Source organism: Aeoliella fuhlenseeensis (assembly GCF_052161615.1).
GTDB lineage: Bacteria > Planctomycetota > Planctomycetia > Pirellulales > Lacipirellulaceae > Aeoliella.
Genome location: NZ_CP197417.1, coordinates 2,169,887 through 2,188,504, shown reverse-complemented (window position 1 = coordinate 2,188,504; position 18,618 = coordinate 2,169,887). Strand labels below are relative to the sequence as shown.

Genomic DNA, 18,618 nt, shown 5'->3' with positions numbered 1-18,618 from the left:
CGCAATCGGCGGTTCCGTTTCCTCCTACACTCCATTCGCCCCCCAATTGGTTCTAGGTTAACTCATGACTTCGACCTTCGTACTGCCTACCACGACTCAACGAACTCGCCTACATGCCCGGCTTCGCAACACCCTCGCGGCCGCCGCGGGGCTGGTAGTCTCCATGCTGGTCGTCTCGACTGCGAGCGCCCAGGCAACGTTCGACAGCATGGGACGCAGTTGGACCTCGGCTGCGGGCGAGGGGTTCTACGAATACAACGCTACGTCGATCACGCTCTACGGCGCCGAGGCGGCGGACCAAGTAGTGACGGCGCCCTTGGCGCTCACGCCCGGCACGACGCTGTCGTACGACTATTTCCTGAGTGGCGTGGGCCCCGACAATGGCGGGATGGGTGCCGACGCGTCGCTAAATTTTCGCGAAGGTATGACCGACGCCCCGTGGCCTGGCAATCTCGCAGGACCGCGAATGCTGTTCGATGGTTCGCTCAATCAAATGGACCTGCAGGACGTGAACAACAACGACTACTATTACATCTACTCGCTAACGCCATCGACTACTGGCATCCACGTGAAGCTTTACATGGAATCGGAGACGTCCGCGCAGCTTCGCATCTGGAACGGCATGGGCGAACCGGAAGGCGACCCTGTGTTCTCGTCGGTCGATACGGCGGTGGCGATGGCGTTTGACTCGGCGGTCCAAAGCCTTCGCCTGGGCCTGTGGAACTCGCCGGGCCAATACCTGACGTTCTCGAACTTAACGCTCACCCAAAGCGAGCCACCCACGGGTCTCGCCGGCGACTTTAACGGCGATGGCACCGTAAACCTGGCCGACTACACGGTATGGCGGGATAACCTGGGGGCCCACGAGTCGATCCTGCCCGTCGGCACCAGCGAAGACGAATCGACGCTGATCGACGAGGGGGACTACGCCACCTGGAAAGCACAGTTCGGCGAGTCCACGACACCGACCGGCGCGCTGATTTCGCCGGTTGCCGTGCCCGAGCCCGCGAGCTGGATGTTGGTTTGCTTGGGATGCTCGATGGGTTTTCTTGCGGTGCGAAAGTGCCGCACAGCACACACTCGCCACGGTGCGTAGGGTGTTTTGGGGATCGAGGTGTCTCGATTGCCAGGAATAAGCCGCCCGTTTGTCTCTCCACAAAGTTCGCACGCCCGCGGATGGGTCCCCAGCGCGAAAACCGCTCGGTACAATTGCATTGCCCATCGAGTGAATGGGGCAGGGTGATTGAACGCTGGCCGCCAAGCCAGCCGGTGGCACGGGGGGATTCGCGATGCAGGAAGGTGGCGTTTCGGCGGAAGAGCAGGGGATCGAGGTTCCGGCGTCGGAGGTGAATACCTCGCCGCGGTTGGTGATCGAAGGGGCCGGGTCGTTTAATTACGCCGCGTGGCAGAACTCGGTCCCGCTTCTGTCGCGAATCGCGATCGACAACACCACCGGGGTGGAGCTCTCCTCGCTCGAACTATCCTGCGTGGCGTCGCCAGCCTTCGCCCGCGAGAAACGATGGACCATCGACCGCGTGAACGCGGGCGCCATTCTCGCGCTGCGAGATTCGGAACTGGAGATCGACCCGGCTTACCTCGATTCGCTCGACGAAGCCGAGCGAGGCGTGCTGACGTTCACGCTTCGGCACAAGGGCAACGTGCTGGCCGAGGCAACGTTCCACCTCCGGGTGCTCGCGCGGGACGAGTGGGGTGGCATGGGAACCATGGGCGAACTGCTTCCGGCGTTCGTCACGCCGAACGACCCAGCGCTCATACCACTACTCCGCACGGCCGCCGAAGCCCTGGGGCAGCACGGACACCCCACGGCGCTTGATGGTTATCAATCGCTAGATCCGAATCGGGCGTACCTGCTGGCGGCGGCGGTGTGGTCGGCGGTGGCGGGGCGGGGGCTCGTCTACGCAAATCCACCAAGCAGCTTCGAACAAGTGGGGCAAAAGACGCGACGCGCGGCGACGGTGCTGGGCGATGGCCTGGCGACGTGCCTGGACACAACGCTGCTATTCGCCTCGGCACTGGAAGCCGTGGGGCTCAATCCCGTTATCGTGATGACGGAGGGCCACTGCTTCGTAGGAGCATGGCTCGTCGAGAAGACCTTCAAGCGGCTGGTGGAGCAGGACTGTCTCGAACCACGCAAGGCCATCGCGGCGCGAGAGCTTATCGTCTTCGAGACGACACTCGTCACGCACCAACCACCCGCGCAGTTTGTGGACGCCGTGGCCGTTGCAGCTCGTGCGATCTCGGAAGAAAAAGAGCATGAGTTCGTCGCGGTGATTGACGTGGCTCGAGGCCGAATGTCGCAGGTCCGCCCGCTCGCGTCGCATAGCGAACGAACGGAGCAACCGCGTGAGTCTGCCGACACGGGACCAATGCCACTGCCGAAGGCACCTGGCTTCGACGCGACGCCCGCTTCGCTCGCCGAGGAACGTCCCTCGACCCCCGCAGGCCGAATCGAGCGGTGGCAGCGGAAGCTGCTGGACTTGTCGATGCGGAATCGGTTGCTGAATTTCCGCCCCTCCAAGCAAACAGTGCCGGTTCTTTGCCCCGACGTGTCGCACCTCGAAGACATGCTGGCGAACGGGGCAAAGATGCGAATGGTTTCGCTGGCCGATGGCAATCCGCTCGCCCAGCGCGACGCCGAGCTTCACCACAAGCGGACGCAGAAAGATCTCGACCTCGAGTTCGCCCGCAAAGCGCTCGATCGTGGTGAAGTCGTCTGTCCGATTGACCAACGCGATCTTGACGTGCGATTAACCGCCTTGTTTCGCAAGGTGAAGAACGATCTGGCAGAAGGGGGGACCAATACGCTTTATCTAGCGGTCGGCTTCCTGCGCTGGAAGCAGAGCGCGAGGGAAGAAAAGACCTACCGCGCACCGCTGCTTTTGGTGCCCGTTCAACTTATCCGCCGCAGCGCGTCGTCACCTTACTACCTCACCAGCCACGAAGACGAGGTCCGCTTCAACGCGACGTTGCTCCAGATGCTGAAAAAGGACTTCGACTGCGACCTGACGCACCTTGAGTCGAATCTGCCGATGGACGATAGCGGTGTCGACGTACCGCTGGTTTTCGAACGGATGCGGCACGCGGTGCGGGACATCGCAGGCTTCGAGGTAGTCGAGGAAGCGGCGATTGCGCCATTCTCGTTCGCCAAGTACTTGATGTGGAAGGATCTCGTTGAACGCGTCGGCCAGCTCGAGCACAATCGCGTGGTTCGTCACCTGATTCACGACCCCGATAAGGCATTCGAGTCCGCTGGAGCGGGGCCGATGCCGCAGCCACACGAACTCGACCAGCGCTATCGGCCCGATGAGATCGTTCATCCGCTACCGGCGGATTCCTCGCAGTTAACCGCGGTGATGGCGGCTGCCGAGGGGCACGACCTGGTGATCGTGGGGCCGCCCGGCACCGGCAAGAGCCAGACCATTGCGAACATGATCGCCCAATGTTTGGCGGTGGGCAAAACGGTGCTGTTTGTGGCGGAGAAGACCGCGGCCCTCGACGTGGTGCACCGGCGACTCCGCGAGCACGGCCTCGGCGATTGCTGCGTCGAACTCCACTCCAATAAGGCTGAGCGCCGCCGCTTTCTCGATCAGCTGGAAACCTCCTGGCAAAAAAGAGGCAAGGCCGATGTCTCGGAGTGGGTCGAGATCAACGAAAAGCTACGCGTCCGTCGCGATCAGCTCAACGCGTACGCGGCCGCCGTGCATACTCCAGAAGCCAACGGATGGACAGCTTACCGAGCGATGGGGGAGTCGGTGCGTGGTCGAGACTTAAAGGCTCCTCCACTGACTTGGCCGCGCGACACCCGACACGACCGCACGCTGTACTCTGAACTGGAAACCAACGTTGCCTTGTTGGCGACTACCTTCGCGGCGGTGAAATCCGACCCCGCTTTAGAGCGGGTCCAGATCGCGCAGTGGTCCATGTCGTGGGAAACCGAGTTGCTCGCCGCATGCCAGCAACTCGAAACCGCGGCGAAGGCACTTGGCGATTCGCTACGGCAGTTGTCCGACTTGCTGGAGCTGCCTGAACTTGCGGATGTTTCCGCTCCACAACTCGCCCAAGTCTACCGCCTAGCCCAGGAGATGAACCGGCCACAGCTGCCGGTAGCGGATGTGTTGCAGAACCAAGACATTGAATCGCTCGCGGCGGCTCTGGACGAACGCGGTCGGATGCTGGAACGTAGCAGCCAAGCGAACGAATCCCTTCGCCTCGCCATCGCCGCCTTCTATCGAGCGCTCGGTGGTCCTGACACAGATTCTATCACCGAGGAACAGAAGAAGCCGCTTTATCACCTCGCCAACGAACTGATACGTCCCGAGTTGCCGGCTGCAGAGCTGGTTTTCCACCCTCACTTCGAGCAACTGAAACAACTATTGGCGGACCGCCCGTCGCTTGTAGCTGCTCGCCAGCAAGCCTTCGCGGCCGTCGAAGCTCGTGGGTTCAGCAGCGCGCTCATCGATCGCATCGATGTGGACAGCTTAGAAACAGAGTGGCGAAAAGCATCCGCCACTTTCTGGCCAGCCTCGATCTGGAAGAAGGGTGGCGTTCGAAAGAGGGCCAAGGCCTACATGAGTCCGCAGTCGGAGTTCGCTCCCGATATCGATCTGCCCCTCTTGCGCGACTATCAGCAAGCCGGCGAACGGTTAGTAGAAAATACTGCTTCGCTGGGATTGTCGACTCGCTGCATGACACTCGTCGACAACGACCCGACCGCACTCGCTCACCAGCTCAATTCTGCCAACCGCCTTCGCGAAGTGCTGACCGCGACCGGTCTACCCATTGAAACCATAAGGCAGGCGGTAAACAGCGCACTGGAGCCCTTGGTGCACTCCGCTAAGGGACTCTATCCGCCAGGCCGAGACGTCGAGCTAGCACGCAAGCAGCTGAAGGACAATCTGGCAGCGCTTGAGTTGTCGCAAGAACTCAAGGCCGCGGTGGACAAGGCACCCGATTGTCTCTCGGCGCAAATCAACGCCACGCGTTCACTGCGGGCAACGTTGGACGCGTTGGATGTCCCCCACCCCTCGCACACGCAGGCGCTGACTAGGCTTACCGCGCTCGACGCGAATGATCGTCGCCATCTTGCCCAAGTGTGTGGCCGCATCGCGAAAGAATTTCAGGCGGGTTGGGGTGCGTATACGAAAGCCGCGGGAGCTCCGCCGGTCGGCCTCGACTCCCCGAGCGTAGTCGCCGATGCCGCGACGCAAGCGGCCGCCATCGGCTCGCACCGAACGCAACTCAAGCAGTGGACGGCGTGGGTCGCGGTGAAGGGGCGGTCCCAGGTACTCGGGCTTGGCAGCTTCGTCGACGCGCTGCAAACGGGCGAACTCTCATCGCGTGATGCCGTGGATCGCTTCCGACTGGCCTACGCTCGCTGGTGGCTTCCGACAATCGTCGATCACCGCGAGCCGCTACGTACCTTTCAGCGTTTCCTTCACGAAGAGGCAATCAATGAGTTCTGCATGCTGGACGACCGAGCCCGAGCCGCCGCCGCTCCAAGAACTCGCAAGGCGGTGCTGCATGGGCTACCAGCCAGTGACAAAGTTCCCAAGAAATCGGAACTAGGGCTCCTTCGCCATCAAATGGGACTGAAGCGGCCAAGTAAATCAATTCGCGAGATGATCTCGGGCATGCCCCAGACGTTCGGCAAGCTGGCACCCTGCCTGCTCATGTCACCGCTGTCCATCGCGCAGTACCTGCCCGCCGATCAAACGCAGTTCGACGTGGTGATCTTCGACGAAGCGTCGCAGATCGCCACGTGGGACGCCATTGGTGCGATCGCGCGCGGCAAGCAGACGATCATCGTCGGCGACCCCAAGCAGCTGCCACCGACCAACTTCTTCGGCAAAGCCGAGTCGGATGAAGACAACGAAGAACTCGAGGATCACGAGAAAGACCTTGAGAGTATCCTCGACGAAGCCGCAGCATCGGGATTGAAGCCGCTGCAGCTCAATTGGCATTATCGTAGCAAGCACGAATCGCTCATCGCGTTTTCGAACTGGAATTATTACGGCAATCGCCTAGTCACTTTTCCAGCGGCCGAGTCCGAAGACCGGGGTGTATCGCTCCGATGCATTCAGGGTGCTCTCTACGATCGAGGCAAGAGCCGCACCAACCGCCAAGAAGCCGAGGCCATCGTCGCCGAAGCCGTAACGCGGATGCGGAAGTGCCTGGCCAAGCCTGCGAAACAACGCCTGACCTACGGCGTCGTCACCTTCAACAGCCAGCAGCAATCGCTGATTCAAGATCTGTTCGACGAAGCCCAGCGGCAGCATCCAGAGCTTGATTGGTTTTTCTCCGACGACCGCATCGAGCCCACCGCGGTGAAAAACCTCGAAAACGTCCAGGGTGACGAACGCGACGTGATGATGTTTTCCATCACGTTCGGTTTCGACTCGGCCGGCAAGTTTCCGGTCGACTTTGGTGCGATCAATCGCGATGGTGGCGAGCGGCGGCTCAACGTGGCGGTGACGCGTGCTCGTCAGGAGCTGGTGGTGTTCTCGTCGTTCTTGCCCGACCAACTTCGAGCCGACAGATCGAACGCACGCGGTATTCACGACCTTAAATCGTTCCTGGAGTACGCCCACAAAGGCCCCGAGGCGATGGCGGCGCGGATCGATGGATCGCTCGGCGAGGCCGAGTCGCCGCTGGAGTCAGCAATCGCCGCTGCGATTGAATCGCGAGGCTGGGAGGTTGTCACGCAGGTGGGCGTCTCCGGCTTCCGTATCGACTTGGGTGTTCGTCATCCCGCCAAACCAGGCGCGTACCTGGCGGGCATCGAATGCGACGGCGCGACCTACCACCGCTCCGCCGTGGCCCGCGACCGCGACAAGATCCGCCAGCAGGTGCTTGAGAATCTCGGGTGGAACATCCTTCGCGTCTGGTCGACCGATTGGTGGTACGACGCCGACTCGGCCATCGAAGAGCTCGACGCCAAGCTCAAGTCGCTCTACGAAGCGGCGCTGGTCCAACGGGAGCCCGCGGAACTGGATCCCATCGAAGACTCCGTGGAAGTTGTTGAATTCGATTCCCAGTCGTTACGTGGTCTCGATGACGATTCACTGGCAGCTCGCACTCCGCTCGTCGCCCGTCTCGAGCCCCAGGAGCAACGTCTTTACTACTCGCGCGCTGACATTGGAGAGCATTCCGCCCATCAATCGCGTTTCTTCGATGCCGACTACAGCGATACGCTTCGCGCTATGGCTCTGGCCATTGTTGAGTCGCAGGGACCCATTCGCGATGACGTGCTCGCGCGAGAGATCGCCCGTGCCCATGGTTTCGCGCGGACTGGCAACAAGATCAAAGAGCGTGTGCTGGAACTCGTCCCCAATGTTGCTAGATCGGAAGAACTAGTCGGCAACTTCCTCTGGCCCAATAGCGAAGCCAAGGAATGGATTCCATTCCGTTACGCGGCTGACGATCTGAGTCGCCGGAGCATCGAAGAAATCGCCATCCCCGAACTCATCGGCCTGGTAAAGGAGCACCCGCTCCTTGCGAGCTACGACGACCCCGCCCTCGCGCTTGCCCGCGAAATGGGCCTCGCTCGACTGGCACGCAGCGCCCGCGACCGACTGGAAATCGCCATCGAAGCATCGACCGGCGAAACGTGAGCGAGCATCGGTGAGCTCGCTTCAAAGAGAGATATTGCGACCAGAGTGGTCGCAAGAAGTGGGCGGCACAGGATTCGAACCTGTGACCTCTGCGGTGTGAATCCGGCCAGGAAGTGGCATACTCCGTGCGTTTTCCTCTACGTTCTCTGACACTCTACGCCAGGCACACGCCGATTGCAACCATTGCCGTTCGACTCGCCGTTTCTCGGACAATGGCGGTATGTTGTCCGCGTTAACGAGTAGTGTACTCGGAAACTAATTTGCCGGTAGGATGAAAAGTTGGTTGCCAAGTTTTTGGAGTAGGCTCCTTGTTCGAAACGGCTCACTGAACCTGGGTGTCCACTACTGAGCCGTACGTCACCTCGTCACCATCGGTCACCACGATCAGACGATAGTTATAGTCGTGCTTGACTAAGTAATCGCGGAGTGGCTGGAACGCTTCGTACGAGTCGTCCCAGATGGAAATATCAATCTGTACAAATCGCGGGTCCTGAGCCTGGAGTTGAGCAATAACCTCTTGGCTTAATTGGTCTCCGCGAAGGACAGGCACACCCTTGTAGGGCTTGGGGGTGAGGACAAGGTAGCTGCCCGAGTCGTCGAGCACGGCGTAGTCGGCGAGGTTCGGCGAGCCGTCAGCGAATAGATCGACGTACAAGCGGCCGTACCGCAGCGTCAAGTTGTATGGTCGCTTCGTGCTTCTTCGCTCCTCGGGGAAAGGTGAGTCAACGGCCCGCCGGGACCGCTCTTCCTGCAGGCGACTTGAAATGCCAGCTTGCTCTGCAGTAAGCGTTTCAAGCATTTCATCTAGCTCTCTTAGTTCTCCAAGTGTCTGGGTCAACTCAACCTGAGCTTGCTCAATTGCGGACAGGTAGCCAGCGCGGTCTTCGAGAAGTGCTTCGCGAACGTCCGTCAATTCGCGGAGTCGTTCGAGCGATTGCTTCAACTGAGGGTCGGCAAGTTTCCCCGAGATCGTGCGAATGGCATTCAGCTCCAACTCCAATGGATCGCATTCAGCCTGTAGCAACTGTAGCTGTCGCGTCAATTCATCAACACTCTTTGCTAGGGGCGCATCCGCGGTTACGGCTTCCGCAGCCGTGTTGCGCATTAACACCACAACGAGAATGGCAAGGAATGCAATCCCGCCAAAGGCATTGGTAATAGTATCTAATAGCAGGTCGAAGCTATCATCTGGGCTATTTCGTCTACGACGTCCCATTGGCTAATTCGCCCCCGTCAATTCGTCAATGGCTACCTGATCGGCGGGCAAGAGATCGTATCCGGTTGAGAATCCACGGGTCCTCAACTCGCCGCGTATCTCATTGAAGTCGGCTGTCGCTCCCGGATGCACGATTAGTACGAATCGCGATCGGCTAGGCGACATCTGCTTGGCCCACGTCAGCAGCGCGTCGGGGTGTCTTTTTCCTTTGAATACAAGGGGGCGTTGTTGCTCGCCGGCGATGGCGACGCGGGCTTCGGTCGAAGTAAGCTCGACAAGCCACACTTCTCGCCCTTGTGCATCGATCCGACTGTAGAAGATGCGCTGCGAATTCTTCAGTAGATTGAGTTCTTGCTCCAGTTGTTCGCACAGTTGCGATAATTCGTCGGCGCGCTTCCTGTCAGGACCTCGGCTCTGTAACACGGCCTGCTGCTTATCTCTAGCGGCGAGCAACTCGGTCGCCGCCCGACGGAACTCTTGATTGCTCTCGGTCAGAAGTCGCACCTCCTCCTCCGCCTTCTCCAGGTCATCTGCAACCGACTGTCGCGTATAGTCGCCACTGGCCGTTGGCGCATCTCGCATTGTCGTCACTTCGTTCTGCAACAACCTGAGCCGCTCCGCCTCTCGTAAGATGGCTTTCTCCAGTTCGGCAGCTACCTGGCGTGAGACTTCGGCTGCGTTTTGTGGCTTTCGACTTGCCAACTCAATCGCCATCATCAAAGTGATGAGCAGGAACACCCCCGTGACCGACATGATGATGTCTTGAAACGCGAAGAGCGACAGTGGCGAGCTATTATGGGAGCGGCGTTTCATCGGCGTGGAACGGCATGAGGCGAAGACGGTTCACAATATTGCGTTGGCAGTACTCTGTGCAGTTATCACAGAACTCTTCCTCGTTCTTGTGCATGAACGTCACGAGCAGTTGTAGCGTCAGAGCGGCCACTAGTGCGAGGAGCGTGGTGTCAAAAGCAGTCGCAAGTCCACCCGTCACGCCTTGTAGCGAGGCCGTAATTTGCGTCATGTCCGTTGTTGTTGCCAGAACGTCTCCGAAGCCCCCAATTGCCGAAGATAGCCCCAGCACAGTACCAATAAATCCAAGTACAGGAATCGCCCAAATCAAGCCTCGCAAGAGCGAGTAGCTCGACTCCATGATCGACTCGTCGTGCTCTGCTTGGCTTCGCAGAATCTCATCCACATCACCAACCCGTCCCAAGTTGCGCAGATTGGATAACGCAATGGCTATGCGATTGAAGAGCATAAAGTGCTTTGGGTCGTCTACCGTCTCGTGAATCCGCTCCATGACGGCCTCGACGGTGCCAGTCGACAGCACGAAGTCGCTGGCTTCAGGCACGACGTTGTAGCGCAGCGCTTTTTGCTGAAGCGATAGCTTCATCCACTTGGTCGCCAAGAGGGTGAGGCACCAAGCCGACGCGAAGGTGATGAAATAGGGAGTTGGCCCTCGCTCGCGGAACATATCCGAGACATAGTCAAAGCTCGGGGGAGTTAGATGCAACAGCCCATAAAACGCGGTCGTCAGGGCGGCGGCGATGGCGGCGCTCAACCACGAACCCACTCGGGTAAACCGCGCGCCGGGTAGACCGATCCTGCACTCGGGATCAGAGCGGAGGTACGAGAGCGGCGTATGATGAGGCGAATTGCGCATGAAGGAGATGCTAAGGAAGTAAGGCGAGTGGGTGTTCCCGGTGTCAACTGGCCACCGATTGCGTCCGGCGTGAAGACTCGTGAGATCGTATCTTATCGACCAGCAATTCCTCAGAGCGAAGATAGCCGATGAATAGAGCCAACGACACTGTGGCTGTGGAAAGTGCGAGCCAAGAGTAACGCTCGTCCCCCGCTCCGACGTCATAAATACCATGTAGCAGCGCAACGACTGTCAGCCCAAAAAGAATCCACTTCCAATGCGATTGCGACGCTTTTCGACTCAAGCCTACGAAGTAGCCCGCAATGCCCGTCCAGATCGCGTGCAGCAAAGGCAGGCTGATCCAGCGAGTGATGAGGGCCATAAAGAGCCAGCCATAGGAGGTTTCCGAGTCTCCGCTGCCAGCGGCGTGCTCAGTCGCATACGCATAGGTATAAATAATGGCCTCAACCGTGCCAAAGGCCAGCCCGCTCACCACTCCCAGGTAGGCGTAGGTGCGAGGCGTGGCACTGCCAGGCATCCGCAGGGTGAGGAGCAACACGGCAGCAAGTTTGCCTGCCTCCTCAATCACACCAACGGCCAAGGTCCAGCTTATCACGCGTTTCAGCAGCGAGGCTTCGTTGTCGATAGCCATCCCATCAATAAAGATTGGAAGCGCTAAGGCTTGAACGAGGACAACTCCGAGGACCCCGATCGTAGCCGTGAGTAGCCACGTGCCTAAGAGACGTATCGCGCCAAGGCGACCAGGGTCGATGCACCAGTGAAAGAAGGCGGTCCACAGAAGAGAAAAGTAAAGCGAAAAGGCAACCGAGGCCCCTACCAAGTCAACGTTTTCGACCCCTTGATATTCGATGACCAGTAACGGAAATAGAAGTGCGATAGCGAGGCAAACCACCCAGGGCCGAGCCCACGACCCGTCGTTGAACAGCCGAAACACAGGCAGCAGTTCAGACCACTTCAGTTGCTCGTCTGCATGGCTCTGCCGGCCGTTGTGGCCAGAGAAAAGCCCAGGCACGGTGGCGGCGGGTAGCCAATCGGCGTACCCCTCGGTCCACACCAAAGTCATCGAGTCGATGTTGCCGGCAGCTATTAGCGAGTGCAACTGATTCTCAGTGAAGGGGCCTTGCTTCGACCCACCAATCGCAACGAACCAACCGGAAGTGGATGCGGGTGGTGGCGTCACCGTGCTTTCTGCTGCCTGAGGCATTGATGCAGGAGTGATCTTGGCAGTGCCGGCCCGTTTTGCGAACAACTGTTCGAGCTGCCCCGCCGAGAACCAATTGGCGGAATCTTCGGAGACTTCGTGCGTGCGGCTAAGCTGTCCCCGCTGAGCCAGTTGCATCAGCTTCTCCGTAGAGAATGGCCCGCTAACTCGTCCCCGTATTCTCACATAGTAGGCATCGGCCATACAATTGCTTTCGTCGCTTACGAGTAAGGGAGTCAATTGGAGGGGAGCAGAAATAAGGGCGTGCCAATGCGTGCTGCCTGCCGCTCTAATTCAGTGTCCCACTGGACCACACCACCGCTTACCGTTCCCACCTGCGTGAACTTGATTTGCTCACCTTCCTTAGTGGCGACGGCAATCTCTCCAGTGGCGTTCGATGGAGGCGGCGGTAATGCGATCCACTTTCCATTCGCGTCGCGATCGAGACCCGCGATCCACTGGGAACGAACGGTAGGTGGACTGCACCTTCTAGCGTGAGCTTGCTTGGCTTGGCGGTACGACTCGGTGAAGTCGGGCAAGCCGGCGAGTACGGCTGCTGCTTCGCGACGTGTGGTATCCGCGTCACGATCACCCGGGACAAACCAGTAAACCGACAGATCGACCCCCGATTCATCAATTTCCTGAAGCGTCTGAGCGTAGGCCAACTTGAACAGGTAACTTCCTTCACTTCCCGTTGTCAGGATGCGACGGAGCATGTCCATCGCGAGCACGGCGTCCATCGAAGGCTGGGCGTCTACTCCGCTACGAGCACACACAGCCATATCGTGAAAAGATTTGTCCCAGTTGTCGTCGGTCAGCTTGGCAAGTAGCGGCTGCAGCTGCTTGGAACACTTGGCTTGTGGCGCGAGATCAGTAGTCACGGACTTTGACAGTAGCTCGCGTTTCTGTTCGCTGGCATAGTCTTTGAAATATGCAAATGCCGTCATCCCGCGGACTTCGTCTTCTTGCGGTTCCCTGGAGCAGTAATACCGACGGTCCCCTTGCTCGACCATCCACACATCGTTCACCAGCTTGTTGGAAATTAGGAATGACTTGAGCGAGCTAACGTCAACTTCTGAACGATTGGCTACCATCTGCAAATACTCTTTGCGGCTCGAAAACGCATTACTTAGTTCGCAAGCGGTAGACTGAGCCAACAGTCGATCACCCTCTTCTATTAACGCTTGGGCCTGGCCTGCCGACATGCTGGCCCAGTTGCCGTGCGCCTGCCAGAACGCACTCCACTCGGCCATCGATGCCCACACGGCCTTTTCGTCCAGTACTTGTCGGGCGTGCGTAGCAGTCAGAGTGTCGTCTTTGGACCCTGCCAGCGCTTCGAGGTGTGATGCAAACAGTGGTACATTGCCTACGGCACTAAATAGAGGCTCTTTCGCTTGGCGGGCGTCGTCGAGCTTTGCCTCGCGATTGATGATCGCCCGGAGCTGGGCAAGCAGTGGTTCGCCTTGCCGCTTGAGCGCGAAAGTTACGCCGGCGTGACTTCCCAGGTCGGCATTTAGCTTCGCGAGTTCAGAATGCAGGTCAACTTGCCCTTCGGAAGCATGCTGCTCCAACTCCACTAACTTTGCAGCCCACGACTCAACGGTCGCGAGGAACGCCTCGTCAATCCTCCGCTGTCGCTCCTTCACCACCTTACCAACGGCCACTAATACACCATCAAGTCGTTGCTTTTCCTCGGGTAGTAGCTCCTCCTTTTGCAGACGACTCAGCAAGGCTTGGTCGGGAGACTCAACATCCATCTGCTCAGCTTGCTCCAATGCGGCTGCTACGCGATTCGCGCGCGCCTGTTCGTTCTGGATCGCCGTCTGGACTTCCGAGTGAACGGCGCTAATCCGTGGATGCGAGAGCATGGTGGCGTCAAGCCGTGTCACGTAGTCGTTGGCTTGGGACCAATTGTGTTCGTCCAGAAGCTTGCGGACGTTCGTCTCGTGCTGGGCAATAATCGACTCTTGCTGGCTGGCGTAGCCGTAGTAAAAGATGGCCCCCGCAGTCGCCAGTACACACAGCGTCGCTACGCCGCCAATGAGGAACAGCTTCCGGCGAGCTTGCAGCTTCATCGCGTCGAGCCGCGCGATAGTACGCTGATACAATACCTGCGGAATTGCTTGGTCGAACCGCTCGGCTCGATGCAGTAGCTTGTCAATTTGTTCGTACGACGCGTTTTGGTCCAATGCACTTTCGAGAGCGTGAACCGCCGCGCCGAAGGCGGCATCGTTCGCCACGGCGTCCCGTTCGCGATCGATCCACTCAAGCGATTCCCGCGCCCGGACGGCAAGCGGATCGCTCGGTGTAAGACGGGCGGCCGTGGAAAACTCCTGCCAACGATCCGCCAATTGCATTGCCCGCTCGGTGTCAAACTCACTGTACGCGCGATCGAGGTACTCGACTAACTGCTCCAGCTGACCACGAGCGTGCCGCTGAACTTCACGATCACACAAGTCACTCACTTCGTTGACAATCGATTGAGGAACTTCGCTAATCCACGCCGGCGCGGTGAGTTCTGCGTGCAAAATGCGGAGCGTCTCGACATCGCCCTCGCGCGCGGCTTGCCGAGCATGGCTCCCCACCTCGCGAAGCCTAGCCTGCTCGTACTGCGTGACATCGGAGGCCCAGCCCGGATTCATTTCGTCGCGGCTGGCGATTTGCCTCAGCACGCTGAGTCGAGCCGAGAGCGGTGCGCGGGCCAGTGCGAGCAGTCGATGCTGTTTGATCAACTGCTCGATCGGCATCAATTCGGCGTACGCCAGATTGAGCTCAGCGGCGATGCCAACTTCCAGCTCAGGGGGTAGTTCCATCCCCCACTGCGCAAGCATCCCTTGCCAGTCTTCGATAATTGCTAGGTCGAGTTCACTGACGTGGTCCAGCAGGGCCGGCTCCTGTTCCGCGGCCTGAATTGCTTCGCTGCGGAGCCCCATCCGCAGCAGCCGCTCGACTTCGCGGAGCCGTCGATTCGCATCGCGGCAGGCACTGTTGTAAGCCACCGCGGCCTCGCGCAGCGTACCCGGGTCGGCCGTCTGCGGCGAACTAACAGCGTCGCGGATTTCGTCGATGTACCAGTAGTCGGAGGTCATTTGGGTTGAGGCTCCAATACGATCACGTCTTTCGGTTTCTTGCCCGTTGTAACGAGGTGCAGAGGCACGGTGTCGTCGAACGTGGCATCTGATGGCTCGGCAGACTGTCGCCGAAGCAAGTAGTAGATGTCGTAGTCGACGCGCACATCGCGGAACAGAGCCTTTACTAGCTCGTCATTCAGGTGCCGAAACCTGACTAGGCTGTTTAGTGCATCCTTGAGAGGAAGCAGTCGCTCCCATTGCTTAAATTCTTTACTCTCTTTGTTAGTAGGGGGAGGGGCCGCGGCCGCGATCGCGTGTAATTCAATTGGACTTCTCTCTTCCTTCATCTCCACTAACTTGGCTTCTAGCTCCTTGTTCGAGCGCAGAATTGTTGCAATCGACGCCACATTGTGAATTTCGTCATTTCCAGTCACCTGATCTCTGATTCGGAATTTCCATTCCCATTCAATGGACGGCAAAGCAACTGTGGTTGCGACCCACAGAAGTGTGCAGTCAGACCCTGCCTTCACCTGCAACGCTTGCCCTGCGGTTGCAATCTGCACCGTTTCGATCGGTGTATGAACCATAAAGCGAAGCGCGCCTTGTTCAAGGGCAACGAAGGATGGAACCTTGGGATAGACAATACTTCCGGCAAAGTCGTCCGCCTCGTTGAATCGCCGGGGAGCGAAAATAGCATCAACTTTCTTAGGCATCGCGAATGTCACAATCGTATTTGTACGACTACCGCTAGCTGAGCGGATCCCGATAGCTCCCCAAGTCACTGTCTCAAAGAAGCTCTGATTGCTGGTCGCCAGCCTTTGCCATTGAACGAAGGGGGCAGCGTTCTCTGCTAGCCTGAGTCGAACGGCCGACTGTGTACCTAACTGCAAATCAATTGTGTCCACTGCGTCTATGTGATGCATCGTTAAGGACAGCTCTTTATGCAAGTCTTTGCCATCGACTTGCTTTACAGCCGGAGCGTAGTACGACGCCGCCACTAAGCCCGATCGTGTCCCATGGCTCGCGCCTTCCCAAGCAAATTGCTTCTTCATGCCAACGGACTCGTCAATTTCAGGCGGCGTACATCTCATCTCTATTGGCCGAGCCCTTGCTGCCTCGGCCTTCCGCTTCTCCTCCTCGGCCTTCTTCTCCGCTTCCGCTTTCTTCTTCTCCTCCTCAGCCTTCTTCTCCGCTTCCGCTTTTTTCTTCTCCTCCTCAGCCTTCTTCTCCGCTTCCGCTTTTTTCTTCTCCTCCTCGGCCTTCTTCTCCGCTTCCGCTTTTTTCTTCTCCTCCTCGGCCTTCTTCTCCGCTTCCGCTTTTTTCTTCTCCTCCTCGGCCTTCTTCTCCGCTTCCGCCTTCTTCTCCGCTTCCGCCTTCTTCTTCTCGGCTTTTACCGCGTCGATCGCAACGACTTCCGAGCCTACAAAGTGACGGCTATTCCACCACATATACGCCCCCGCGCTCCCCGCCGCAGCCGACACCAACAGCAGTGAACCCACCGCAAGCATCCACACTTTCGATACCCCGCGCGAGTGTCGGCGACTCCTGTCGACGGGGCTATTAACAGGCCAGCCTCCTGGCAATGGCGGCGGCGCATGCTTCACGACTTGCGACAGATCGACATCTTCCTGCTCGATGTCCACCAGCTCGATCTCCGAATCGTCGACCATCAGCCCAGATGCCGCACTCGTTGGCGCGACGGGACGCGTGTCTGCAAGCTGCTTGCCGCTACGTGCGGCGTCGATCCACGGTCCCGCCTGGGGTGGGTTCATCGGTTGGCACAAATCGAGAGTGCCCAGCTCGTACCGCTTCCGCGCTACCACCGCCTCGGGGGTTCCATCCACGACGCAGCGTATGCGGCACTCAATACCCGGTGCAAGTTTCGTGAAGAACGTCGTGTAAGTTGCAGCCCAAGCTTGCTTTGTCGGCAGTAGCGCGAGGGCTTCGTCCAACAGCCGCAGCATGTCCACATCGAACGGGTAGACGATCCACAGCGTGCTGCTCGGCGACATCGCCATTTGCTGGGCCACGAATCCGCCCCATCCCGCGTCGCCAGTAACTTGCTGCCAGTAGTTGCACGGGCGCGGGGTGGACGATAAGACTGGGAGTTTACTCCGCGACGTCAGCATCCGCGGGTCGCCCGACCAAGTTGTCGGATGAACGCCTTCGGCACGCTGCATCGCGGCGGGGCTTGCCTGAGTTGTAGCGGGGAGCGGGAACGCGGCGTGGTGCGCTAGCTTGTTCGAACGTCCCGAGTAGTCGTTCCCGGCGTCCACCACACGTGACAACACGTGAAGGTTCTGCCCACCGAGTTGCACTCGCAAGTGACTGTAGACGGGGGGATTGGCACTTCGCCCGCTAGCATCGGGAGCAAACAGATGCCGATAGCCGCTGAGCGACTCTAGCAGGTTCGCGAGCGTGCTCGCCATCCCCGGAGTGCTGGCCACCGTACAAAACCCACGGCTGCCTGGCTTCAAACCGCGCGGAGCCGAAGTGTAAATGATCTCTTCAATCATCGCGACGCCTCCGCTTGCTGCCCACCCATGGCCGGGCCCATCTTCATGGAAGGAACCAGTCCACCGGCTTGCGTTGCCAAGATGGTGAGCAACGGTACCTCGCACCACATCGGGCGAATGTTCCGAGGCTTGACGCCCCACACTGTTTTGCGATTTACAATCGCCCGCTCGGGACTGCACCCAGTCGCACTGACGGGAATAAACCACGTTTGCTCGCTGAATTCCTCAGCGGCCGCGACTAACTCGGGCGTGAATTTACTTAGTAGTTGACGAACCAGCAGCGACAACTTCTTGATGGTGCTCAGATCTAGCGCCGATCGCATTGGGCTACCAGGAATTGGCTTCCAGGGCGGAGGAACGTTCGCCACATTCATCAAGGACCACCATGCATCGCACTTGGTGACCGCGACGATCAGCGGTTGTTGGCGACGCTCCGTTTGCTTGAGCCCCGTGTGGTTGCGAATCCGGTTGATGATTTCGTGCAATACGGTTTCTTGCCGGGCCGTGACGGGAGCCTCTTGCACTTGAAAATCGGTGGACTGGCCCGCGCAGGCGTTACGGAAACGTGGGTCTTGCGTCGGGTCAAAGCAGAAGATCACCGCGTGCGACTGCGCTAAGTGCCGAGTCACCGGATTCACTACCGTGTCACGCCCCGGGAGAAACGACTCGCCAGCATTGTCGTACAGACACAGCAATCGCGAAGCGCGGCGGGCGTTGACCACCGAAGGGTGTTGCTGCGTAGGCCGAATCGAGAACAGAAACGGACGCGGGTACGAAACCACCTGCGAACCGTACCGCACTTGGTCGTAGGCGTCGCCCTGTTCTTCAGTCTTACGCAGCTTTACGACTTCGTCCTGCCGCGGATTGAGGAACTGCTGCTCCTCGTACTCAGCCAGGATCAAATTCGACTGCGGATCGGCGTCGGTGTAGCTCACTTGAAAGTCGCGAGGCAACGTTTGCCTCAGCGACCAAGTCATTGCCGCCAGGAAGTAGCTTTTGCCACACGACGGGGTGCCAGCGATGGACACAAACAGAGGCGGCAACTCCAGCAGCGACCTGGGAATGGTCAAATGGCAACGCGGGCAAGCTAACTCCTGGCACGCCATGCCCCTCGGATCGAGCGCGTTCCCTTCGACATTGAACCGCGTTGGCAGAAATCGCAATTGATGATCGCTCGTCAAGCGGGGATCGTTAACGAGATCGGGATGAGCGGCGACCCAGTGCGTTTGGTCGGCGGAGAACGTCTCCCAGCAGTGAGGACAGGTCACGCGAGGGCGAACGGAGATACGAACTTCGGAGGCAGCTGGCATACTTACTTAT

The 18,618-nt window shown here is 59.0% G+C and carries 9 protein-coding genes; 2 read left to right on the top strand and 7 right to left on the bottom strand.

The window, feature by feature from the left end; translation table 11 throughout:
• Positions 1–64: 64 nt before the first annotated feature.
• Positions 65–1,096, top strand: a complete 1,032-nt coding sequence (locus tag SH292x_RS08450) for a PEP-CTERM sorting domain-containing protein (protein ID WP_442485157.1) — start codon at positions 65–67, stop codon at positions 1,094–1,096.
• Between the two features lie 193 nt (positions 1,097–1,289).
• Positions 1,290–7,631 carry a DUF3320 domain-containing protein gene (locus tag SH292x_RS08445; RefSeq protein WP_442485156.1) on the top strand — a complete coding sequence of 2,114 codons (6,342 nt, stop codon included), beginning with the start codon at positions 1,290–1,292 and terminating at the stop codon, positions 7,629–7,631.
• A 322-nt stretch (positions 7,632–7,953) separates the two neighbouring features.
• Here SH292x_RS08445 and SH292x_RS08440 read toward each other — a convergent pair whose 3' ends face one another.
• From SH292x_RS08440 to SH292x_RS08410, 7 genes are all read right to left on the bottom strand, one after another.
• Positions 7,954–8,673: a hypothetical protein gene (locus SH292x_RS08440; protein WP_442485155.1), complete on the bottom strand. Its 720-nt coding sequence runs from the start codon at positions 8,671–8,673 to the stop codon at positions 7,954–7,956.
• A gap of 177 nt (positions 8,674–8,850) precedes the next feature.
• Positions 8,851–9,660, bottom strand: coding sequence for a hypothetical protein (locus SH292x_RS08435; RefSeq protein WP_442485154.1), 810 nt, complete (start codon positions 9,658–9,660; stop codon positions 8,851–8,853).
• Positions 9,641–10,510, bottom strand: coding sequence for a MotA/TolQ/ExbB proton channel family protein (locus SH292x_RS08430; protein WP_442485153.1), 870 nt, complete (start codon positions 10,508–10,510; stop codon positions 9,641–9,643). The genes SH292x_RS08435 and SH292x_RS08430 overlap by 20 nt, the downstream gene beginning before the upstream one ends.
• Before the next feature lie 43 nt (positions 10,511–10,553).
• Positions 10,554–11,915 (bottom strand): GYF domain-containing protein, encoded by a 1,362-nt coding sequence (locus SH292x_RS08425; protein WP_442485152.1) that lies wholly within the window; start codon positions 11,913–11,915, stop codon positions 10,554–10,556.
• 32 nt (positions 11,916–11,947) lie between these two features.
• Positions 11,948–14,800: a hypothetical protein gene (locus SH292x_RS08420; protein ID WP_442485151.1), complete on the bottom strand. Its 2,853-nt coding sequence runs from the start codon at positions 14,798–14,800 to the stop codon at positions 11,948–11,950.
• Complete coding sequence (locus SH292x_RS08415; RefSeq protein ID WP_442485150.1) at positions 14,797–17,298, bottom strand: GAP1-N2 domain-containing protein; 2,502 nt, start codon at positions 17,296–17,298, stop codon at positions 14,797–14,799. Before SH292x_RS08415 ends, SH292x_RS08420 begins: the two co-directional genes overlap by 4 nt.
• Positions 17,295–18,608 carry a hypothetical protein gene (locus SH292x_RS08410; RefSeq protein ID WP_442485149.1) on the bottom strand — a complete coding sequence of 438 codons (1,314 nt, stop codon included), beginning with the start codon at positions 18,606–18,608 and terminating at the stop codon, positions 17,295–17,297. Before SH292x_RS08410 ends, SH292x_RS08415 begins: the two co-directional genes overlap by 4 nt.
• Positions 18,609–18,618: the final 10 nt, after the last annotated feature.